This is a genomic window from Streptomyces sp. NPDC107550, assembly GCF_055639095.1.
Map to the genome: position 1 here is coordinate 1 of NZ_JBVKBC010000017.1, position 22487 is coordinate 22487.

The following is a 22487-nucleotide window of genomic DNA, read 5'->3' on the forward strand; positions in this document are numbered from 1 at the left end:
TCCCGGAAGCCGTGCTCCTCGAACAGGGACGCCTCCCACAGCGCCGACTCGACCAGCGCCTCCGGCGTCGCCTTGCCGTACTTCTGGAGCAGGCGGCGGTCCAGCGAGCCCGCGTTGACCCCGATACGGATCGGCGTGCCGTGGTCGTTCGCCGCCTGGGCGATCTCCTTGACCTTGTCGTCGAACTGCTTGATGTTGCCCGGGTTGACCCGGACAGCCGCACAGCCCGCCTCGATCGCGGCGAAGACGTACTTCGGCTGGAAGTGGATGTCCGCGATGACCGGGATCTGCGACTTCTTCGCGATCACCGGCAGCGCGTCCGCGTCGTCCTGCGTCGGGCAGGCGACGCGCACGATCTGGCAGCCGGACGCGGTCAGCTCCGCGATCTGCTGGAGCGTGGCCCCGATGTCCGACGTACGCGTCGTCGTCATCGACTGGACCGAGACGGGGGCGTCCCCACCGACCGCGACGGTACCGACCTGGATCTGACGGCTCTTGCGCCGCTCGGCGAGCTTGATCGGTACGTCCGGCATGCCGAGTGAAATCGCAGTCATCTGCTGTGCAACCCCAAGGTGTGGATCGAGTCCAGAGGCTTCCGAGATTACGTCACCGCCGCCCGGCACAGCACATCGCGCCCCGCAATCCCACCCGAAGGGTGACGGCCGGACGCCCTGGGCGCCCGGCCGTCCCGTACGCCGTCGCGGCGCCCGTGATCAGGTGATTTTCACCGGGTTCACGACGTCCGCGATGAGCACGAGGATCGTGAAGCAGACGAAGATCCCGGCGACGACGTAGGCGACCGGCATGAGCTTCGCCACGTCGAAGGGGCCGGGGTCGGGGCGGCGGAAGACCTTCGCCAGGTTCCGGCGCAGCGCCTCCCACAGCGCGCCCGCGATGTGTCCGCCGTCCAGCGGCAGCAGCGGCAGCATGTTGAACAGGAACAGCGACAGGTTGAAGCCGGCGACCAGCATCAGCGACATGGCCACCTTCTGGGTGGGCGGGATGTCGAGCGCCGCGATGTCCCCGCCGACGCGGGCCGCTCCGACCACGCCCATCGGGGAGTCCGCGGCGCGCGGGCCGTCGCCGAACGCCGCGTCCCACAGGGCCGGGATCTTCGCGGGGAGGGCGACGATGGAGTCGACGGCGTCGCCGACGCGGTCGGTCATCCAGGTCACCGAGTCACCGAAGTCCTGGTGGACGACGCCGGTGGCGGCGGTGAAGCCGAGGAAGCCGGCCTTCACGTACCCGTCGGTGATCTGCCCGCCCGCGTCCTTCTTGGCGACCTGGTTCGTGGCGATCTTCGCGGTGAGGGTCTGCCGCTTCCCGTCGCGCTCGACGACGATCGGGACCGTCTTGCCGGCGCTGCGGCGGATCTCGTCGGAGAGGGTGTTCCACTTCTCGGTGGTGACCCCGCCGAAGGAGATGATCTTGTCCTTCGGCTTCAGGCCCGCCGCCTCGGCCGGGGACCGCGGGTCGCCGGCCTTGCAGGAGTCGCGGTGGGCGCTGGCCTTGATGACGCAGGGCGAGACCGACTCGACCACGTTGGTCTGCTGGGTGATGCCGAAGCCCATGAGGACCGTGAAGAACAGGCCGATGGCCAGGATCAGGTTCATGAACGGGCCCGCGAACATCACGATGACGCGCTTCCAGGGCTTGCGCGTGTAGAAGAGGCGGGACTCGTCGCCGGGCTCCAGCTCCTCGAAGGCGGCGGCGCGCGCGTCCTCGACCATCGAGCGGAACGGCGAGGTGGCACGCGCCTCGATCCGGCCGTCGGGGCCGGGCGGGAACATGCCGATCATGCGGATGTAGCCGCCGAGCGGGACGGCCTTGACGCCGTACTCGGTCTCGCCCTTCTTGCGGGAGAAGAGCGTGGGCCCGAAGCCGACCATGTACTGCGGTACGCGGATGCCGAACAGCTTCGCCGTCGACAGGTGCCCCAGCTCGTGCCAGGCGATGGAGACGAGCAGACCCACCACGAAGACGACTACGCCGAGGATCATCATCAAGGTCGTCATGCACGAGCCTCCGCGGCCGTCCGGTCCGTCGCTGTCAGTTCCCGGGCCCGGGCGCGCGCCCAGGTCTCCGCTTCGAGGACGTCCGCGACCGTCAGGGAAGTTCCCGCTTCCGGTGTGCCGTGTTCCTCGACGACCCGTGTCACGGTGTCCATGATCCCGGTGAAGGGCAGGGCGCCCTTCAAAAACGCGTCCACACACTCCTCGTTGGCCGCATTGAACACCGCCGGGGCCGTCCCCGCGAGCCGCCCCACGTGCCGGGCGAGTCCCACGGCCGGGAACGCCTCGGTGTCCAGGGGGAAGAACTCCCAGCTCGACGCCTTGGTCCAGTCGAAGGCGGGGGCCGCGTCCGGGATGCGCTCGGGCCAGCCGAGGCCGATGGCGATGGGGCCGCGCATGTCGGGCGGGGTCGCCTGGAGGATCGACGACCCGTCGACGTACTCGACCATGGAGTGGACGTACGACTGGGGGTGGACGACGACCTCGATGCGTTCGAAGGGGATGTCGTACAGCAGGTGCGCCTCGATGACTTCGAGGCCCTTGTTGACGAGGGTCGCGGAGTTGACGGTGATGACCGGGCCCATCGCCCAGGTGGGGTGGGCGAGGGCGTCCTCGACGGTGACCTGGGCCAGCTCCGCCTTGGTCCGGCCGCGGAAGGGGCCGCCGGACGCGGTGACGACGAGCTTGCGGACGTCGGCGCGGGAGCCCGCCGCGAGCGCCTGGAACAGGGCCGCGTGCTCGGAGTCGACGGGGATGATCTGGCCGGGCGCGGCGAGGGCCTTGACGAGGGGGCCGCCGACGATCAGCGACTCCTTGTTGGCGAGGGCGAGCGTGCGGCCCGCCTTCAGCGCGGCGAGCGTCGGCGCGAGGCCGATGGAGCCGGTGATGCCGTTGAGCACGGTGTGGCAGTCGCCGCGTCCCGCGATCTCCGTTGCGGCGTCCGGTCCCGCGAGGAGTTCGGGCAGCGGCTCGCCGGGCCCGTACAGCGCGGTGAGCGCCTCGCGCAGCGCGGGCAGGGCGTCCTCGCGGGCCACGGCGACGGTGCGTACGCGCAGCCGGTGCGCCTGCTCGGCCAAGAGCCCGACCCGGCCGCCCGCTGCGCTGAGGGCGGTGACGCGGAACCGGTCCGGGTTGCGCAGCACCAGGTCGATGGCCTGGGTGCCGATCGAGCCGGTGGAGCCGAGGACGACGATGTCCCGGGGCGCGGCGCCGGCGTGCAGGGGCGCCGGGTCGAAGACGAGGTGCGGGTCCGCGAGGGGGGACGGGCTGACGGAGCTGTCGGTCATCCCCCCATTCTTGCGCGCGGCCGGGGCCGTACGTGACAGGGCCCGGGGAAGGAGAGGCCCTGGTTCAGCCGATCCGGCGGTGGACGTCGTCGCGGGTGCTCGGTCCCGGGGTGGCGTCGGCGATCCAGGGGCCGTCGCCGCTGGGGTCGACGACGCCGTCCTCCAGCCAGGTGTAGGCGCCGCCGATGACGCCCTTGACGACGCGGTTGTCGAGGTCGTCGGTGTTGGTCCACAGGCGTGCGAAGAGTTCGTCGGCGCGGATCCGGGCCTGGCGGCAGAAGGCGTCGGCGAGTTGGTAGCTCTCGCGCCCGTGGTCGCCGGTGGCGCGCAGGTGTTCGGCGCGGACGCAGGCGGCGCTCATGGCGAAGAGTTCGGCGCCGATGTCGACGACGCGGCCGAGGAAGCCCTGTTTGGTCTCCATGCGGCCCTGCCAGCGGGACATGGCGTAGAAGGTGGAGCGGGCGAGGCGGCGCGCGGAGCGTTCGACGTAGCGCAGGTGGGTGGCGAGGTCGGGGTGGCCCGCGGGGTGGAACTCGGCGTAGGAGCGCGGGAGTTGGCCCGGTCCCGCGACGAGTTTCGGGAGCCAGCGGGCGTAGAAGCCGCCGGCTTTCGCGCCGGCCCGCGCCTTGTCGGTGAGGGTCTTGTCGGGGTCGATGAGGTCGCCGGCGACGGAGAGGTGGGCGTCGACGGCCTCGCGGGCGATGAGCAGGTGCATGATCTCGGTGGAGCCCTCGAAGATGCGGTTGATGCGCAGGTCGCGCAGGAGCTGCTCGGCGGGGACGGCGCGCTCGCCCCGGGCGGCGAGGGAGGCGGCGGTCTCGAAGCCGCGTCCGCCGCGGATCTGGACGAGTTCGTCGGCGATGCGGCAGGCCATCTCGGAGCCGTAGAGCTTGGCGAGGGCGGCTTCGATGCGGATGTCGTTGCGGTTCTCGTCGGCCATCTGGGAGGCGAGGTCGACGACGGCCTCCAGGGCGAAGGTGGTCGCCGCGATGAAGCTGATCTTGGCGCCGACGGCCTCGTGGAAGGCGACGGGCCTGCCCCACTGCTCGCGGGCCGCCGACCACTCGCGGGCGATCTTCAGGCTCCACTTGCCGGCGCCGACGCACATCGCGGGCAGGGACAGGCGCCCGGTGTTGAGGGTGGTCAGGGCGATCTTGAGCCCGGCGCCCTCGGGTCCGACGCGGTTCGAGGCGGGGACGCGGACGCGGTGGAAGCGGGTCACGCCGTTCTCGATGCCGCGCAGGCCCATGAAGGCGTTGCGGTTCTCGACGGTGATGCCCTCGGAGCCGGCCTCGACGACGAACGCGGTGATGCCGCCCTTGTGGCCCTCGGACGCGGGCACGCGGGCCATGACGACGAGCAGGTCGGCGACGACGCCGTTGGTCGTCCACAGCTTCACGCCGTCGAGGACGTAGGAGTCGCCGTCGGGCACGGCGGTGGTGGCCAGGCGCGCCGGGTCGGAGCCGACGTCGGGCTCGGTGAGCAGGAAGGCGCTGATGTCGGTGCGGGCGCAGCGCGGCAGGAAGGCGTCCTTCTGCTCCTGGGTGCCGAAGGTCTTCACGGGCTGGGGTACGCCGATGGACTGGTGCGCGGAGAGCAGCGCGCCGATCGCGGGGGACGCCGAGCCGACGAGGGCGAGCGCCTTGTTGTAGTACACCTGGGTGAGGCCGAGGCCCCCGTACCGGGTGTCGATCTTCATGCCGAGCGCGCCGAGTTCCTTCAGGCCCCGGATCGTCTCGTCGGGGATGCGCGCCTCGCGTTCGATGCGGGCGGCGTCGACCTGGGTTTCGCAGAAGACGCGCAGGTCCGCGAGGAACTTCTCGCCGCGCCTGACGTCCTCGGCGGCCGGCTGGGGGTGGGGGTGGAGCAGATCGAGCCGGAAGCGGCCGAGGAAGAGTTCCTTGGCGAAGCTCGGCTTGTGCCAGTCCTGCTCACGGGCGGCCTCGGCGACCTGCCGGGCCTCCCGTTCGGAGACCTTCGCCGGGTGCTGGGGTGTTGCGGACATGAGGTTCACCTCGCCGCGAATCGGGGTCACCGGCCCGTCCCGCTGCCGACCGGTGCTACTCGATCGTATGTACCCGATCCGGGCGGCCTCGGCCAGTGCTGGGACGCCTCACATGCGAAGGCCGGAGCCCCCGCACAGTGGGCTCCGGCCTTCGCCGTGCGGCGCGCGGAACAGGCGCGCGCCGGGTCTCAGAGGCTCGTCTCAGAGGCTCGTCACAGGGCGAGGCCGGTGAGGACGAGGACGCGCTCGTAGGTGTAGTCGTCCATGGCGTAGCGCACGCCCTCGCGGCCGACGCCGGACTGCTTGGCACCGCCGTACGGCATCTGGTCGGCGCGGTAGGAGGGGACGTCGCCGACGACCACGCCGCCGACCTCCAGGGCGCGGTGGGCGCGGAAGGCCGTCTGGAGGTCGTGGGTGAACACGCCCGCCTGGAGGCCGTACTTGGAGTCGTTGACGGCGGCGAACGCCTCGGCCTCGCCGTCGACCTTCTTCACCGTGAGGACCGGGCCGAAGACCTCCTCGCAGGAGATCGTGACGTCGGCGGGTACGTCGGCGAGGACGGTCGGCGCGTAGGTGGCGCCGTCGCGCTTGCCGCCCGCGAGGAGCTTCGCGCCCGCGTCCACGGCCTCGGTGACCCAGGACTCGACGCGCTTGGCGGCGTCCTCGCTGACCAGCGGGCCCACCTCGGTGGCGTCGTCGGCCGGGTCGCCGGTGACCTGCGCCTCGACGGCGGCGACGATCTTCGGCAGCAGGCGGTCGTAGACGGCCGCGTCGGCGATGACGCGCTGCACGGAGATGCAGGACTGGCCGCCCTGGTAGTTGGAGAAGGTCGCGATGCGGGTCGCGGCCCAGTCCAGGTCCTGCTCGGAGGCGTAGTCGGCGAGGACGACGGCCGCGCCGTTGCCGCCCAGCTCCAGCGTGCAGTGCTTGCGCGGGACGCTGTCCATGATCGCGTAGCCGACCGGGCCGGAGCCGGTGAAGGAGATGACGGGCAGGCGCTCGTCCTGGACCAGGGCGGGCATCCGGTCGTTGGGCACGGTCAGGACCGACCAGGAGCCGGCGGGCAGGTCGGTCTCCGCGAGCAGCTCGCCGAGGATCAGCGAGGAGATCGGGGTGGCCGGGGCCGGCTTGAGGATGATCGGGGCGCCGACGGCGATGGCCGGGGCGACCTTGTGGGCGCTCAGGTTCAGCGGGAAGTTGAACGGCGCGATGCCGAGGACGACGCCCTTGGGGACGCGGCGGGTCAGCGCCAGGCGGCCCTGGCCGCCGAGGTCGGTGTCGAGGCGCTGGGCCTCGCCGCCGTTCCAGCGGCGGGCCTCCTCGGCGGCGAAGCGGAACACGGAGACGGCGCGGCCGACCTCGCCGCGCGCCCACTTGATGGGCTTGCCGTTCTCGGCCGAGATGAGCTGCGCGATCTCCTCGGTGCGCTCGGTCAGCCGGTCGGCCACGTGGTTGAGGGCCTTGGCCCGGACGTGCGCGGGCGTGGCGGCGAACTCGTCCACCACGGCGTGGGCGGCGGCGACGGCCTCCTCGACCTGGGCCTCGGTGGGGACGGCGACGGTGCCGACGAGACGGCCGTCGTAGGAGTTGTGGACCTCGAAGGTCTCGTCCCCGGTGGCCTGGCGGCCGGCGAGCCAGAAGGCGTGGGTGGCGGTCATGTTCGTGTACCGGCCTCTCCGTGTCGCGTGGTGGTGATGCGTGCTGGCACAAAGGTAGGGCGGGGTACAGGGCCGCGTGTTTGTCCAGGGTGGAGTGGTGGGGGGTACGGGTTTGTCCGCGGCGGAGTCCCAGGGCGCGTACGGGGGGGCCGGCCCCGGCGTTCCGCGGGTGCCGGGGCGGGGGTGCCGGGCCGGGGGCGCGGGTGCTCAGGCGCCGGTCGCCTTGAGGGCGAGCCACAGTTCCATGCGGACGTCCGGGTCGTCGAGGGAGCGGCCGAGGATCTCCTCGACGCGGCGCATGCGGTAGCGCAGGGTGTGGCGGTGGACGCCGAGGTCGGCGGCGGCGGCGTCCCACTGGCCGTGCCGCGACAGCCAGGCCCGCAGCGAGGCCACGAGGTCGCCGCGCCCGGTGGCGTCGTGGTCGCGCAGCGCCCGCAGCAGGCCGTCGGCGAAGGCCCGTACGGCGTCGTCGGCGAGGAGCGGCAGGACGGAACCGGCGACCACGTCCTCGTGCTCGACCAGGACCCGGCCGCGCCTGCGGGCCACGGACAGCGCCTGCTCGGCCTGTTTGAACGCGGTCGCCGCCGCGATCGGCCCGGCCGGCGCGGAGAACCCGATGACGAGTTCCTCGCCGGAGGAGCCTTCGGTGCGGGTCGCCTCCAGGGCCTCGGCGTACTGCTGGCAGGCGTCGACGGCGGCGCCGCCGTCCACGGCGAGCAGCACGAGCCGTTCGCCGTCGGGGACGACGAGGACGGCCTCGCCCGCGCGAGCGGCGGCGGACTCCACGAGGTCGGCGAGCGCGGACACGGGGTCCTCGCCCGCCGCGGCGACGGCCTCGGCGAGCAGCAGCGCGGTGCCGGCGGGGGCGCTCGCGGGCGTGGCGAGGGCGCGGGGCGGGGCGGCGACGGCCTCGGCGACGACCATCCGGAACGGCGCGTCGAGCAGCGCGCCGTACAGGTCGCCGGCGACGGCGCGGGCGTGGTCGGGCTCCCCCGCGAGCAGCATCCGCAGGACGGCGGCGCCGATGCGCTGTTCGGCGGCGTACAGGGCGCGGGAGCGTTCGGTGGTGAGGGTGAGCAGGGCGATGGCGGAGTGCAGGGCGTAGCGCTCGGCGGTGCCGAGGGCGGCGGCGGTGCCGACGGCGAGGGCGGCGCGCGGGCGGCGGCCGGTGCCGATGGAGTGCAGTTCGACGCGGTCGTCGCCGTCGTCGGAGTCGTCGCCGCCCGCGACGACGGAGCTGGCGGGCGCGGGGCGCTCGCGCAGGCGTTCGACGTCGGCGGTGAGGCGGGCGGCGCGGCGGCCCGCCCACTCGGGGGCGGTGGCGACGACGGCGCCCGACGCGTCGTACAGCGCGGCCCAGCCGTCGATCTGCGCGGCGAGTACGGAGAGCAGGCCCTCGGGGCCTTCGTTCAGCGCCTGCTTGGTCAGCTCGCGCTGGGCGGCGAAACCGGAGGTGACCGCGCGGTACTGGTCGGCGGCGATCGCGGCGGAGACGGCCTTGCTGATCGCCAGGAACGGGGTGCGGGGCGGCACCGCGAGCAGCGGCAGGCCCTCGGCGCGGGCCGCCTGGACGAGTGCGTCCGGTACGTCGTCGTAGTTGACGCCCACCGCGAAGCCGATGCCGACGACGCCGGCGCCGGCCAGCCGCTTCACGTAGCGGCGCATCGCTTCGGGGTCCTCGGCGTCCAGTTTGAGGGCGGTGATGAGCAGCAGCTCGCCGCCGTCCATGTAGGGCACGGGGTCGGCGAGTTCGCTCACGTGGGCCCAGCGGACGGGGGTGTCCAGGTGGTCCTCGCCCGCGCGCACGGTGAGTTTGAGTGCGGAGTGGTGGACGAGGGAGGCGAGCGTGGGCGGCATCGGGCCTTCAAGGTCGTATCGGGGTGGTGAAGCTTTTGAAGCTTTTGGCCGGTGCGTATGAACGACCAGTGCCGATTGTTCCTCACTGTACGGGAACTCTGTGCAGCGCCGGCTTCACCGTTCCCCGCGCCCTCGTGGGGCACGACCGGTGCGTGGTCATCTTTCGGCCGGTGGGGGCTGAGCGCGCAGTTCCCCGCGCCCCTGGAGGGGCGACTGCGTCGCCACCTCCCCCCTGGGGAAGCTGGGGCGAAGCCCCGCTTCCCTCCGGGGGAAGCTGCACGCAGTGCATGCTTCAGGGGCGCGGGGAACTGCGCGAGAAGCCCCACCGGCCCGCGGATGACCACGCACGGTAGTGCCCCGAAGGGGCGCGGGGAACTGCGCGCTCAGCCCCCACCGGCCCGCAGGTGACCACGCACAGGTCCACCCCGACAGGGGCGCGGGGAACTGCGCGACCAGCCCCCACCGGCCCGCAGGTGACCACGCACAGGTCCGCCCCGACAGGGGCGCGGGGAACTGCGCGAGTAACCACGGCGTGCCGTCAGACCAAGGACCCGCCCGCGAAGCGCTACCCCCGCAAGTTCACCAAGAGCGGCGGCGCATGCTCCCCCCGGACGCTGGTGAGCGAAAGCACCGCATGCCCCGGCGGCACCGCATGCGCGAGATCGGACGCCGACCACCTCTCCCGCTCAACCTTCCGCACCGTGACCGCCCGAGCCGTGGGCGCCCGCCCGGTGATCACCCTCCGCACGGCGTGCAACGCCTTCCCCGCCGGCGTCTCCGCGATGATCTGCCGGTCGGTGACGTCGCGCGTCTCCGTCCACTCCTTGCCCCAGACCTCGGCGAAGTCCTGCCCGTCCCAGGGCGTGAGCCCCGACAGCGCCATCCGGCACCCCACGGCCCCGAGCAGCGGCGAGCGCAACGGCCGGGGCACGTCGTCGAGGGTGCGCAGGGTGAGGACCGCGCCCGCGTTGGCCGAGCGCAGCCGCTGGATGCCGCGGACGGCCTGCGGGGTGACGGTGCCGGTGGCGTCGTCGAGGACGAGGCACGCGAACAGGGAGCGGTCCTCGCGCGCGGCGACCCCGGCGATGAACTGGGCGAGGACGAGCCGGGCCAGGATGCGGGACGCGTCGGCGTGTCCGCGTTCGGGCAGGTCCACGCGGACCCGTACGGGCCGGTCGAGCAGGGCGGGCGTGAAGGCGCTGGTACGGCCGGTGGTGTCGAAGAACGGGGCGAACGCGGGCCGGTCAAGGAGCGCGACCCGGTCGGCGAGGACGGCGCCCACGTCACCGGGGTGGCCGAGCTGACGCTCCCGCGCGTCGAGTTCGCGCAGCATCGCGTCGTGCCCGGACCCGGTGAGCGCCTCGCGCAGCGCGTCGAGCGCGGCGGGCGTCCCGTCGAGCAGCCGGCGCAGCTCGGGCACGGGCGGGAAGCGCCCGTGGACGGCGCGGTAGGGGCCGAGGAGCTGGGCGAGGACGGTGGTGGCGCGGCGGCTGTCGCTGCCGGGGTGCGGGTCGGCGAGGTCGCCGACGAGCGCCTCGGCGAGCACGGCGGCGGCCTCGTCGGGGTCGGTGCTGCCCCCGTACAGGTCGAGGTCGTAGGCGGAGTCGGGGCTGCCGACGCGGACGACGAGGTCGTAGGCGTCGGCGGCGCCGAGGCCCGCGCCGGCCGCGCCGACGACGACCACGGCGGCCCGCCCGGCGAGCGCGCCCAGGCACAGCGACTCGGCGAGCGGCCAGACGACGCTGCCGGTCTTGCCCGCGCCGGGCGGCCCCACGGCCAGCAGGGACGTACCGAGCAGGTCGGGTCCGACGCCGAGGCCGACGCCCCGGTAGCCGTACGGGTTGCGCTCGTCGTCGGCGGCCGTGCCGAGGCGGACCTGGGCGGTGGCGAGGTCGTGCGGGGCGGAGCGGTGCGGCAGGTCGCGGGCGCTGGAGGGGTGCGGGCAGGCGGCGGCGCCGTCCTGGGTGACGGCCGCGACGAACCCGGCGAGGGTGTGCCGGCCGCGCTTGACGCCCTGCCAGGCGCGGGTGATACGGGCGTGGTCGACGTCCCGCATCAGGCCGGCGCGGGCGTCGGCGGCGAGCCGTTCGGCGGCCTCGACGGCGCCCGCCTCGCGCAGCTGGGGCCAGCGCGCCGGGTCCTCCTCGGGCGCGGGCGGGCGCTCGACGGCGGCGGGGGCGGTGCCGCGCCAGGCGGGGTAGCCGAAGCGGCGCCAGATCTCGCCCCAGCGGCCGAGGCGCCCGACGCCGACCATGATGCCGACGGCGAAGATCGCGTAGTAGAGGTACACGACGACGACGGAGGCGAAGGAGTGCGGGGAGGCCCAGGAGTCCGGGACCATCGCGTACAGCGGCAGCAGCCACCAGCCGCCGAGGTAGCCGTTCCACAGGAGCGACCAGACGAGCCAGCCGACGAGGAAGGCGATCAGGGCGCCGCTGACGAGCTGCCGGGTGGGGGTGCGCTCGGGCTCGCGCTCGGGGCGCGGGCGGTGGCCGAAGCGCCACACGCCGGGCGCGGCGGCCGGGCGGGGGGTGCGCAGCCAGGTCAGGAAGGTGGTGCCGGCCCCGATCCCGCCGTCGTCGCCGTGCGCCTGCCCCGGGGCGTAGGAGGGCCTCGGCGGGGGTACGGCGGCTCCGGGACGCAAGCCCGGCTCCCCGGCGCCGCCGCCCGCGCTCTGCGTTCCCTCGGTGTCCATGACCTTGCCCCCTGCTCGGCGCGCTGCTCGTACGGCGGATCGGCCTCAATTTAATGCCCGCGCCAAGGGAGTTCACCGCATACGCGGCCCATCGGCCGGTCCTGGTCCCCGGCGTACCGCTCCCCCGATGTGTCCAAGTCGGACAACACTGGCCGGTAATCCCACCCCGATGGAGCATGACCGGCCCCCGACCCCGCACCTAACCTGCGAGGAAACCCCCGTACAACCCGGCGAAACCGGCACCGCACCGGTGTCCACGCCCATCCCGGAACCAGGAGCCCCGCATGAGCGACATCCCGCAGGAGCGCCGCGTCGTCACCGCCATCCCCGGCCCGAAGTCGCAGGAGCTGCAGCAGCGCCGCGTCGCCGCCGTGGCGGCCGGTGTGGGATCCACGCTGCCGGTCTTCACCGCCCGGGTGGACCGCGGCATCATCGAGGACGTCGACGGCAACCGTCTGATCGACTTCGGTTCCGGGATCGCCGTGACCTCCGTGGGCGCCTCCGCCGAGGCCGTGGTCCGCCGCGCCTCCGCGCAGCTCCAGGACTTCACGCACACCTGCTTCATGGTCACGCCGTACGAGGGGTACGTGGCCGTCGCCGAGGCGCTGGCGGAGCTGACGCCGGGCGACCACGCGAAGAAGTCGGCCCTGTTCAACTCGGGCGCCGAGGCCGTCGAGAACGCCGTCAAGATCGCCCGCGCGTACACCAAGCGCACCGCGGTCGTCGTCTTCGACCACGGCTACCACGGCCGCACCAACCTGACCATGGGCATGACCTCGAAGAACATGCCGTACAAGCAGGGCTTCGGCCCGTTCGCCCCCGAGGTCTACCGGGTGCCGGTGGCATACGGCTACCGCTGGCCGACCGGCGCCGAGAACGCGGGCCCCGAGGCCGCCGCGCAGGCGATCGACAACATCACGAAGCAGATCGGCGCCGAGAACGTCGCCGCGATCGTCATCGAGCCGGTGCTCGGCGAGGGCGGCTTCATCGAGCCGGCCAAGGGCTTCCTGCCGGCGATGGTGAAGTTCGCCAACGACAACGGCATCGTCTTCGTCGCGGACGAGATCCAGTCCGGCTTCTGCCGCACCGGCCAGTGGTTCGCGTGTGAGGACGAGGGCATCGTCCCGGACCTGATCACGACCGCCAAGGGCATCGCGGGCGGTCTCCCGCTCGCCGCCGTGACGGGCCGCGCCGAGATCATGGACTCCGCGCACGCGGGCGGCCTCGGCGGCACCTACGGCGGCAACCCGGTGGCCTGCGCCGGCGCGCTCGGCGCCATCGAGACGATGAAGGAGCTCGACCTCAACGCCAAGGCGAAGGAGATCGAGGCCACGATGAAGTCCCGCCTGTCGGCGATGCAGGAGAAGTTCTCCGTCATCGGTGACGTGCGCGGCCGCGGCGCGATGATCGCCATCGAGCTGGTGAAGGACCCGGAGACCAAGGAGCCGCACGCGCAGGCCGCCGCCGAGCTGGCCAAGGCGTGCCACGCGGAGGGCGTGCTGGTCCTCACCTGCGGCACCTACGGCAACGTGCTGCGCTTCCTGCCGCCGCTGGTGATCGGCCAGGACCTGCTCAACGAGGGCCTGGACGTCATCGAGAACGCGCTCGCCGCTCTCTGAGGGCGTCGGGCCGTGTGAAGAAGGTGTGCGGGGGCGATGGCGTGTTGGCCAAGCCGCTGTCCTCCCCGCACACCCTGCCGTACGGTTTTCGCAGATGAGAGAGACACCTCGCCCACGGGGGACTGTGGGCGACGCCGGGTCGGAGCCTCCCCAGCCCCGCCCTGGTCGTGCCCTCGCGCACACACCCGGAGCTTCACGTTCCGGAACTCCTCACCGATCGGACGGCCGCCCGCCCCACACCCCCCGGGGCGCGCGGTGCACCGATCCGTCCGGCCGGCCCGGAACCACCCCCCCTGTTCCGGGCCGGCCGGCCCTTCTTCTCGCCGCCTGTGCGGCTCTCGCGTTCGCCCTCCTCACCTGGCAGGTGGCGGCCGGCGGCGCGCTCCTCGGCCCCGACGAGCGCCTGGGCGACGCGGTCCGCGCCTCGTGGCTGCCCGCCGGGCCCGCCGAGTTCTTCGCCGACCTCGGGAACATGCCGGTCGCGCTGCCCGTCCTCGCCGCAACCCTCGCGTACACCTTCTGGCGCACCCGTGACCGGTGGGCGCTCGCGTGTGCCGTGCTCACCATGGCGCTGGTCCCGGCGCTCGTCGGACCGCTCCAGGCGCTGCTCGCCCGGCCGGGCCCGCCGCCGATGGCCCCGGCGACGGGCTTCTACCCCTCAGGACACGCGGCCACGGCGGCGGTGGCGTACGGACTGTGCGCGCTGCTGCTGCGCCGCCGCGCGCTGAGCGTGTGCTGCGTGGTGGTCAACGCGTGCGTGGGCGTCGGCCTCGTACGCCAGGGCTACCACTGGCCCCTCGACGTCGCCGGGAGCTGGTGCCTCTCGGCGGTCCTGCTGTACGGCTGCGCGTACGCCCACGCGCGCGTGGCCGCCCGCACGCCCCGGGAGCCCGGCGAGCCAGCTGAGCCCGCCGAGCCCGGTGCCTCGCGGCCTCAGCCGAAGTAGGCGTCGAAGTTCTTCTGGAACTCCCCGTTGTTGTAGCGGTCCCAGTTGATCGACCACGTCATCAGGCCGCGCAGCGCGGGCCAGGTGCCGTGCGGGGTGTAGGAGCCGCAGTCGGTCTTCTTCGTGAGGCAGTTGAGGGCTTTGGTGGTCTCGGCGGGGCTGACCCAGCCGTTGCCCGCGTTGGTGGAGGCAGGCATGCCGATGGCGACCTGGTCGGGGCGCAGCGGCGGGAAGACGTTGGCCGCGTCACCGGCGACGGGGAAGCCGGTCAGGAGCATGTCGGTCATGGCGATGTGGAAGTCGGCGCCGCCCATGGAGTGGTACTGGTTGTCGAGGCCCATGATCGAGCCCGAGTTGTAGTCCTGGACGTGCAGCAGGGTCAGGTCGTCGCGCAGGGCGTGGATGACGGGCAGATAGGCGCCGGCGCGCGGGTCCTGGCCGCCCCACTTGCCGGTGCCGTAGTACTGGTAGCCGAGCTGCACGAAGAACGTCTCGGGGGCCATCGTGAGGACGAACGAGGCGCCGTACTTGGCCTTGAGGGTCTTCACGGCGGAGATCAGGTTGACGACGACGGGCGTCTTCGGGTTCTTGAAGTCGGTGTCGTCGGCGTTCAGGGAGAGCGAGTGGCCCTCGAAGTCGATGTCGAGGCCGTCGAGCCCCCAGGTGTCGATGATCTTCGAGACGGAGGCGACGAACGCGTCGCGGGCGGCCGTGGTGGTGAGCTGCACCTGCCCGTTCTGGCCGCCGATGGAGATGAGGACCTTCTTGCCCGCGGCCTGCTTGGCCTTGATGGCGGCCTTGAAGTCGGCGTCGGACTCGACGCCGGGGCACTCGGTGACCGGGCAGCGGTTGAAGCGGATGTCGCCCGAGGTCGTCGAGGTGGGTTCGCCGAAGGCGAGGTCGATGACGTCCCAGCTGTCGGGCACGTCCGCGAGGCGGGTGTATCCGGCGCCGTTGGCGAAGCTCGCGTGGAGGTAGCCGACGAGCGCGTGCGCGGGCAGCCCCCCGGAGCCAGGCCCGGGCCCGGGGCCGCCGCCGGAGCCGGGGGCGGTGGTCGCGGTGACGGTGGCGGAGCGGGCGGACTCCCCCGCGTCGTTGACGGCGGAGACCTGGAAGGCGTACGCGGTGGCCGGGTCGAGGCCGGTGACCGTCGCCGAAGTGCCCGTGACGGTACGGGACTTGGTGCCATTCACGTAGACGTTGTAGCCGGTCGCCCCGGGTACCGCCGCCCACGACAGGGCCGCGCTCGAGGCGGTGACCGTGCCGGCGGCGAGGCCCGTGGGGGCGGCCGGGGGCGCGGGCGTGCCGGCGCCGGGTCCGGTGAGGGTGATGTCGTCGGCGCCGTAGGCGGGGGTGCCGTACCAGCCGTGGGTGTAGACGGTGACCTTGCTGGTGTTCGGGCCGGTGCGGAAGGTCGTCGACAGTTTCTGCCAGTCCGGCGCGGAGGGCGTCCAGGTGGAGACGTCGGTGGTGCCGGTGCCGCTCGCGCCGAGGTAGACGTACGAGCCGCGGACGTACCCGGAGAGCGTGTACGTGGAGTCGGGTTTGACGGTGACGGTCTGGGCGCACTGGGCGTTGTCGGCGGCGGTGGGGGTGGCCTGGAGGGCCGAAGTGCCGCTGTGGACGGGGGTGTTGACGGCCTTTGCGGTACCGGCGGTGCAGGTCCAGCCGTCGAGCCCGGACTCGAAGCCGCCGTTGCGGGCGAGGTCGGTGTCGGCGGCGCGGGCCGGGGCGGACAGGGCGGTCAGCCCGGTCGCGGCGAGCGCGGTCGCCGCGAGGGCGGTCACGAGGGTGCGGGGCCCGGTGCGGGATCTGGTGCGGGCGGGGGCGGTCAGGGGTGTGCGGGCAGGGGGCATGGGGGCCTCCGGGCGCGTCGGGGAGCGGGGCGGGAGAACTCAGGGGGAACGCGGGAGAGCACTGCGCAGCGCGCTCAACTTGGTCCAGACCAATCTGCTTGTCAAGGGTTCACGCACCGATCGGCCCCGGAGCCCGGCCCGCGTCGGTCCCCGAGACCGGCCCGCGCAACGGGGTCAGCCCGTCCCCCGCCTGTTCCGAAGGAGAGGCTCTACCCGCGCCCCTCCCCCGCGAGCCGCGCCGCCGCCTCGTGCATGGCCAGTTCGAGCAGGGCGGGGTCGGTGAGGGTGCCGGAGCCGTCGGGGGCAGCAGCCAGCGCACGTCGCCGCTCGCCCGGCCCGGGTAGGGCACCACGATCCAGGTCCCGCGCCCGGCGCAGCGCACCCCCGTGCCGAGCCAGCGCCCCGCCGTCCCCGCGGGCACGAAGAACCCCATGCGGGAATCGCCGAAGTCCGCGAGCACCGGCCCCGGGCGGTCGATCACGCGGGTGAGCACGTCGAGCGTGGGGTGGCCGAGGTCCCCCGGCAGGATCAGCACGTCCCAGCGCAGCCCGGCCGGCAGCAGCGTCACCCCGTGCGGGCTGCGCTCCCACTCCCAGCGGCACGCCCCCGGGTCGGGCGCCGCTCCCGCCAGCCACTCCACGGCCGCCTTGACCTCCGAGCCCGTCATGGCGGGTCCTCCCTGTCCGTCGCGTGTGTCGGTCACGCAGGCGAGAGGGGCGGGGGGCGGGAAGCATTACGCGACTTGGGCGCCCGACTTCCCGGCGCACCGGATCTACGGGCGCGGCGGGGGCGTACGCCGGGCGCATTCCATGTGCGGCGCCCGTACGCACCCGGACACGGCTCCGCCGCCGCGCGGGAGGTCCGGGCGGCGGCGGAGTCGGCGGGCTGCGGAGGTCAGCTGTCGAAGCCGAAGCCCATCCGGTCCATGGTGCGCAGCCACAGATTGCGGCGCCCGCCGTTGTCGTCGGCGCGGGCCAGCGACCACTTCGTCAGGCCGATACCGGTGGACGCGAACGGCTCGGGCGGGAACGGCAGCGGCTTGGAGCGGACCATCTCCAGCTCCGTACGCTCGGTGCGCTCCCCCGCCAGCAGGTCCAGCATCACGTCCGCGCCGAAGCGGGTGGCGCCGACGCCGAGCCCCGTGTACCCGGCGGCGTACGCGACACGGCCGGAGTGGGCCGTGCCGAAGAACGCCGAGAAACGGGTGCAGGTGTCGATGGCGCCGCCCCACGCGTGCGTGAAGCGCACCCCCTCAAGCTGCGGGAAGCAGGTGAAGAAGTGCCCGGCCAGCTTCGCGTACGTCTGCGGCCGGTGGTCGTACTCCTCGCGCACCCGCCCGCCGAACGGGTAGATCGCGTCGTAGCCGCCCCACAGGATGCGGTTGTCGGCGGAGAGCCGGAAGTAGTGGAACTGGTTGGCGGAGTCGCCGAGACCCTGCCGGTTCTTCCAGCCGATGGAGTCGAGCTGCTCGGCGGAGAGCGGCTCGGTCATCAGCGCGTAGTCGTAGACCGGCACGGTGTACGGGCGCATCCGCTTGACCAGCGACGGGAAGACGTTCGTGCCGAGCGCCGCGTGCCGCGCGAAGACCCGGCCGTACGGCGTGCGGACGGCGACGCCCGCGCCGTTGGAGGCGAGCTGCGTGGCCGGCGTGTTCTCGTACACGCGCACGCCGAGGTCGAGGCAGGCGCGCTTGAGGCCCCAGGCGAGCTTCGCCGGGTGGAGCATGGCGACGCCGTCGCGGTCGTAGAGCGCCCCGAGGAACGTCGGCGAGTCGACCTGCTCGCGCACCTGGTCGGCGTCCATCAGCTCGACGCCGTCGGCGAGCCCGGCCTCGGCCAGCTCGTCGTGGTACTCGCGCAGTTCGGTGACCTGGTGCGGCTGCGTCGCCACGTCCAGCTCGCCGGTGCGCTCGAACTCGCAGTCCAGGGAGTAGCGGGCGACGGCCTCCTCGATCGCGTCGAGGTTGGCGGCGCCCAGCTCCTCCAGCTTCTTGATCTCGCCGGGCCAGCGGGCCAGCCCGTTGGCCGTGCCGTGGGTGAGGGAGGCGGCGCAGAAGCCGCCGTTGCGCCCGGAGGCGGCCCAGCCGATCTCGCGGCCCTCGACGAGGACGACGTCGCGGCCCGGGTCGCGCTCCTTGGCGATCAGCGCGGTCCACAGACCGCTGTAGCCGCCGCCCACGACCAGCAGGTCGCACCGCTCGTCGCCGGTGAGGGCGGGGCGGGGCTCGGGGCGGGCCGGGTCGTCCAGCCAGAACGACACCGGCTTGGCGTCGGCGAGTGCGTGTGTCCAGCGATTCATGGCGCCAGCGGCCATGATTCCAACTCCCTCAAAAAAGGTGCGGGTGGTACCGGTCGCCCGGAGGTTCAGGCGACCTTGTTCTTGCGCTTGCCGGCCATCATCCCGGCAAGCACGCACAGGACGGCGACGAGGAACATGGCCGTACCGATGACGTTGATCTGTACGGGCGTACCGCGCTGCGCCGATCCCCATACGAACATGGGGAAGGTGACGGTCGAGCCCGCGTTGAAGTTCGTGATGATGAAGTCGTCGAAGGAGAGCGCGAAGGCGAGCAGGGCGCCGGCCGCGATGCCGGGCGCCGCGATCGGCAGCGTGACCCGCAGGAACGTCTGCACGGGACCGGCGTAGAGGTCCTGCGCGGCCTGTTCGAGCCGGGGGTCCATCGACATGACGCGCGCCTTGACGGCGGTCACCACGAAGCTGAGGCAGAACATGATGTGGGCGATCAGGATGGTCCAGAAGCCCAGGTGGGCGCCCATGTTCAGGAACAGGGTGAGCAGCGAGGCCGCCATGACGACCTCGGGCATCGCCATCGGCAGGAAGATCAGCGAGTTGACCGCGCCGCGCGCCCGGAAGCGGTAGCGCACCAGCGCGAAGGCGATCATCGTGCCGAGGACGGTCGAGCCGAGCGTCGCCCAGAAGGCGAGCTGGAGGCTGAGCGAGAGCGAGCCGCACATGTCGGCGACGCCGCACGGGTTCTTCCAGGCGTCAAGGGAGAACGCCTGCCACTCGTAGTTGAAGCGGCCCTTCGGCTTGTTGAAGGAGAACACCGTGACGATGACGTTCGGCAGCAGCAGGTAGGCGAGCGTGATCAGGCCCGCGATGACCACCAGGTTCTTACGGAGCCAGGCCATCAGACGAGATCCTCCGTTCCGGCACGGCGAATGTAGACGGTGACCATGACGAGGATGGCCGCCATGAGGATGAAGGAGAGCGCCGCCGCCGTCGGGTAGTCGAGGATGCGCAGGAACTGGGTCTGGATGACGTTGCCGACCATGCGGGTGTCGGTGGAGCCGAGCAGGTCCGCGTTGACGTAGTCGCCGGCCGCCGGGATGAACGTGAGGAGCGTGCCGGAGACGACGCCCGGCATCGACAGCGGGAACGTCACCTTGCGGAAGGTGGTCGACGGCGAGGCATACAGGTCGCCGGCCGCCTCGTGCAGCCGCCCGTCGATCCGCTCCAGCGAGGTGTACAGCGGCAGGATCATGAACGGCAGGAAGTTGTACGTCAGACCGCACACCACGGCGAGCGGGGTGGCGAGGACGCGGCTGCCCTCGGTCATGCCGAGCCAGCTCGTCACGTCGAGGACGTGCAGGGTGTTCAGCGCGCCGACGACCGGGCCGCCGTCCGCGAGGATCGTCTTCCAGGCGAGCGTGCGGATCAGGAAGCTGGTGAAGAACGGCGCGATGACGAGGACCAGGATGACGTTGCGCCAGCGGCCCGCGCGGAACGCGATGAGGTAGGCGAGCGGGTAGCCGAGCAGCAGGCACAGGATCGTGGCGCAGCCCGCGTACAGCACCGAGCGCAGGAACTGCGTGTAGTACTCGGACAGGGCGTCCCAGTACGTGGCGAAGTGCCAGGTGACCTTGAAGCCGTCCTCCAGTGAGCCCTGCTGCACCGAGGTCGACGCCTGGTAGATCATCGGCAGGGCGAAGAAGACGACCAGCCACAGGATGCCGGGCAGCAGCAGCCAGTACGGGACGAGCCGGCCGCGCTTGCGGGGCCTGGCCGGGGCCTCGGCGCCGGAGAGCGGCTGGACGGGGGCCGGGGGTGGCGCGTCGGTGACGGTGCTCATGCGGCGGCGTCCTCCGAGACCTTCTCGACGCCCGCGTCGACGTCCTGGGCGGCGTCGAGGCCGAAGGAGTGCGCGGGGTTCCAGTGCAGGACGACCTCGGCGCCGGGCACAAGGCGGGCGTCGCGCTCGACGTTCTGCACGTACACCTCGAAGGAGTCGCACAGCGGGCTGGCGACGACGAACTGGGTGGAGACGCCGATGAAGCTGGACTCGGTGACGCGGCCCGTGATGCGGTTGCGGCCCTCCGCTATCTCGCCCGCGTCGTCGGCGTGGGTGAGGGCGACCTTCTCGGGCCGCACGCCGAGCAGGAGCTTGTCGCCCGTGGAGGTCGCGGCGGAACATCGGGCAGTGGGCAGCACGAGCTTGCCGCCGCCCGCCTTCAGGGTGAGGTCGTCGCCCGCGCGGCCGGCGATCTCGGCCTCGATGAAGTTCGACGTGCCGAGGAAGTTGGCGACGAACGTGGAGGCGGGGTTCTCGTAGAGGTCGGTGGGGGCGCCGAGTTGCTCGACGCGGCCGGCGTTCATCACGGCGACGGTGTCGGCCATGGTCATGGCCTCCTCCTGGTCGTGCGTGACGTGGATGAAGGTGATGCCGACCTCGGTCTGGATGCGCTTGAGCTCCAGCTGCATCTGGCGGCGCAGCTTCAGGTCGAGGGCGCCGAGCGGCTCGTCGAGGAGGAGCACCTTCGGGTGGTTGATGAGGGCGCGGGCCACGGCGACGCGCTGCTGCTGGCCGCCGGAGAGCTGGTGCGGCTTCTTGCGGGCGTGCTCGCCGAGCTGCACGAGGTCGAGCATGTCGTCGACCTGCTTCTTCACGGACTTGATGCCGCGCCGGCGCAGGCCGAAGGCGACGTTCTCGAAGATGTCGAGGTGCGGGAAGAGGGCGTACGACTGGAAGACGGTGTTCACCGGCCGCTTGTAGGGCGGCAGGTTCGTGACGTCCTGGTCGCCGAGGCGGACGGAGCCGGTGGTGGGGTCCTCCAGGCCGGCGATCATGCGCAGGGTCGTGGTCTTGCCGCAGCCCGAGGCGCCGAGCAGGGCGAAGAAGGAGCCCTGCGGCACGGTGAGGTCGAGCGGGCGGACCGCGGTGAACCCGTTGTCGTACGTCTTGCTGATGCCGGTGAGACGGACGTCGCCGCCGTGATCGGTGGTCATGGTGAGTCCAGTGGGTGGGAAGGGAGGGGGTGGTGGCGCGGGACCGCTGCTCAGCCGCCGGTCAGGCGGGCGAACTTCTCCTCGAACGCGGTGTCTTCCTTCTCGCTGAGGGAGCGGAAACTGTGCGCCTTGGCGGCCTGGGCCTTGTCCGGGACGATCAGCGGGTTGTTCGCGGCGCCCTTGTCGATCTTGGCGAGTTCGGGTCTGACGACGGCCGTGTCGAGCGGCGTGACGTAGTTGATCCAGGCGGCGAGGCGGGCCGCGACGGGCGGCTCGTAGTAGTAGTCGATGAGCCGCTCGGCGTTCGCCTTGTGACGCGCCCTGTTGGGGACGAGCATGTTGTCCGTCGAGGAGATGTAACCGGCGTCCGGGATGGCGAACTTGACGTGCGGGTTGTCCGCCTGGAGCTGCACGATGTCGCCGGCCCAGGCCAGGCACGCGGCCAGGTCGCCCTTGGACAGGTCGGATATGTAGTCGTTGCCGGTGAAGCGGCGGACCTGCCCGCTGTCGACGGCCTTCTGTACGCGCGCGATGGCCGCGTCGAAGTCGTCGCTCTTGAAGTCGCGCGGGTCCTTGCCCATGTCGAGCAGGGTCATGCCGACGGTGTCGCGCATCTCGGACAGCAGGCCGACGCGGCCCTTGAGGCGGCGGTCGTCGAGGAGCTGGGAGACGGAGGTGACCGCACGGCCGCCGGTGGCCTTCGTGTTGTACGCGATGACCGTGGCGATGCCCTGCCAGGGGTAGGAGTAGGCGCGGCCGGGGTCCCAGTCGGGGTCGCGGAACTGGCCGGCCAGGTTGGTGTACGCGTGCGACAGGCGGGAGGCGTCGAGCTGCTGCACCCAGCCGTAGCGGATGAGGCGGGCGGCCAGCCAGTCGGTGAGCACGATGATGTCGCGCCCGGTGTCCTGCCCGGCGGCGAGCTGCGGCTTGATCTTCCCGAAGAACTCGACGTTGTCGTTGATGTCCTCGGTGTAGTCGACCTTGATGCCGGTGCGCCGGGTGAACGCGTCGAGCGACGGGCGGTGCTTGTTGTCGTCGCTCATGTCGATGTACTCGGTCCAGTTGGAGAAGTTGACCACCTTCTCCTTGGCCGAGTGGTCCTCGGACGAGACGCCGCCCTTCGAGGTGCTCGCGGCCGGGATGCCGCAGCCGGCGAGGGTGGAGAGCCCGCCGACGGCGAGCGCGCCGCCCGCGGAGGCGCGCAGCAGCGACCGGCGGGACATCGCTGCCCTGCCGCCCCGGAAGCTGCGCTGCATGGCGGCCAGTTGGGCCGGGGAGAGGCGGTCTGGCTCGTACTGCTCCATGC

General features: G+C 72.4%; 15 protein-coding genes and 1 pseudogene. 2 read left to right on the top strand and 14 right to left on the bottom strand.

Annotated elements, in window-relative coordinates; genetic code table 11:
• The 7 genes from ACZ7LY_RS21950 to ACZ7LY_RS21980 form a co-directional block, all read right to left on the bottom strand.
• Positions 1–554 (bottom strand): flavodoxin-dependent (E)-4-hydroxy-3-methylbut-2-enyl-diphosphate synthase (locus tag ACZ7LY_RS21950; RefSeq protein ID WP_471626347.1); only part of this gene is annotated, 554 nt, incomplete at its 3' end.
• Positions 555–713: 159 nt separating this feature from the next.
• The gene (locus ACZ7LY_RS21955; protein WP_471626348.1) at positions 714–2015 is read right to left on the bottom strand and encodes a M50 family metallopeptidase; all 1302 of its coding nucleotides are present in this window, start codon (positions 2013–2015) and stop codon (positions 714–716) included.
• Positions 2012–3298 (bottom strand): 1-deoxy-D-xylulose-5-phosphate reductoisomerase, encoded by a 1287-nt coding sequence (dxr, locus tag ACZ7LY_RS21960; RefSeq protein WP_471626349.1) that lies wholly within the window; start codon positions 3296–3298, stop codon positions 2012–2014. The genes ACZ7LY_RS21955 and dxr overlap by 4 nt, the downstream gene beginning before the upstream one ends.
• Before the next feature lie 64 nt (positions 3299–3362).
• Positions 3363–5303, bottom strand: a complete 1941-nt coding sequence (locus ACZ7LY_RS21965; protein WP_471626350.1) for an acyl-CoA dehydrogenase family protein — start codon at positions 5301–5303, stop codon at positions 3363–3365.
• Positions 5304–5515: 212 nt separating this feature from the next.
• On the bottom strand, positions 5516–6961 hold the full coding sequence (locus ACZ7LY_RS21970) for an aldehyde dehydrogenase family protein (RefSeq protein ID WP_471626351.1): 1446 nt from the start codon (positions 6959–6961) through the stop codon (positions 5516–5518).
• Positions 6962–7168: 207 nt separating this feature from the next.
• Positions 7169–8818 carry a PucR family transcriptional regulator gene (locus tag ACZ7LY_RS21975; protein WP_471626352.1) on the bottom strand — a complete coding sequence of 550 codons (1650 nt, stop codon included), beginning with the start codon at positions 8816–8818 and terminating at the stop codon, positions 7169–7171.
• Between the two features lie 565 nt (positions 8819–9383).
• Positions 9384–11513: an ATP-binding protein gene (locus ACZ7LY_RS21980; RefSeq protein WP_471626353.1), complete on the bottom strand. Its 2130-nt coding sequence runs from the start codon at positions 11511–11513 to the stop codon at positions 9384–9386.
• A 284-nt stretch (positions 11514–11797) separates the two neighbouring features.
• On the opposite strand from ACZ7LY_RS21980, the gene gabT reads away from it, so the two are divergent.
• Entirely contained in the window at positions 11798–13132 is a 1335-nt protein-coding gene (gabT, locus tag ACZ7LY_RS21985; RefSeq protein ID WP_471626354.1) for a 4-aminobutyrate--2-oxoglutarate transaminase, read from the top strand.
• A 364-nt stretch (positions 13133–13496) separates the two neighbouring features.
• On the top strand, positions 13497–14078 hold the full coding sequence (locus tag ACZ7LY_RS21990) for a phosphatase PAP2 family protein (protein WP_471626355.1): 582 nt from the start codon (positions 13497–13499) through the stop codon (positions 14076–14078).
• Here ACZ7LY_RS21990 and ACZ7LY_RS21995 read toward each other — a convergent pair.
• The 7 genes and pseudogenes from ACZ7LY_RS21995 to ACZ7LY_RS22025 all read right to left on the bottom strand — a co-directional run bounded on the left by ACZ7LY_RS21995 (position 14066) and on the right by ACZ7LY_RS22025 (position 22485).
• The gene (locus ACZ7LY_RS21995; protein ID WP_471626356.1) at positions 14066–15934 is read right to left on the bottom strand and encodes a chitinase; all 1869 of its coding nucleotides are present in this window, start codon (positions 15932–15934) and stop codon (positions 14066–14068) included. The two genes, ACZ7LY_RS21990 and ACZ7LY_RS21995, sit on opposite strands and share 13 nt — an antisense overlap.
• 209 nt (positions 15935–16143) lie before the next feature.
• Positions 16144–16601: pseudogene (locus ACZ7LY_RS22000) on the bottom strand (hypothetical protein).
• Between the two features lie 227 nt (positions 16602–16828).
• Entirely contained in the window at positions 16829–18247 is a 1419-nt protein-coding gene (locus ACZ7LY_RS22005; RefSeq protein ID WP_471626357.1) for an NAD(P)/FAD-dependent oxidoreductase, read from the bottom strand.
• Between the two features lie 50 nt (positions 18248–18297).
• Positions 18298–19086 (bottom strand): ABC transporter permease, encoded by a 789-nt coding sequence (locus ACZ7LY_RS22010; RefSeq protein WP_471626358.1) that lies wholly within the window; start codon positions 19084–19086, stop codon positions 18298–18300.
• Complete coding sequence (locus tag ACZ7LY_RS22015) at positions 19086–20027, bottom strand: ABC transporter permease (RefSeq protein ID WP_471626359.1); 942 nt, start codon at positions 20025–20027, stop codon at positions 19086–19088. Before ACZ7LY_RS22015 ends, ACZ7LY_RS22010 begins: the two co-directional genes overlap by 1 nt.
• Positions 20024–21181, bottom strand: coding sequence for an ABC transporter ATP-binding protein (locus tag ACZ7LY_RS22020; RefSeq protein WP_471626360.1), 1158 nt, complete (start codon positions 21179–21181; stop codon positions 20024–20026). Before ACZ7LY_RS22020 ends, ACZ7LY_RS22015 begins: the two co-directional genes overlap by 4 nt.
• Positions 21182–21231: 50 nt before the next feature.
• Entirely contained in the window at positions 21232–22485 is a 1254-nt protein-coding gene (locus tag ACZ7LY_RS22025; RefSeq protein ID WP_471626361.1) for a polyamine ABC transporter substrate-binding protein, read from the bottom strand.
• Positions 22486–22487: the final 2 nt, after the last annotated feature.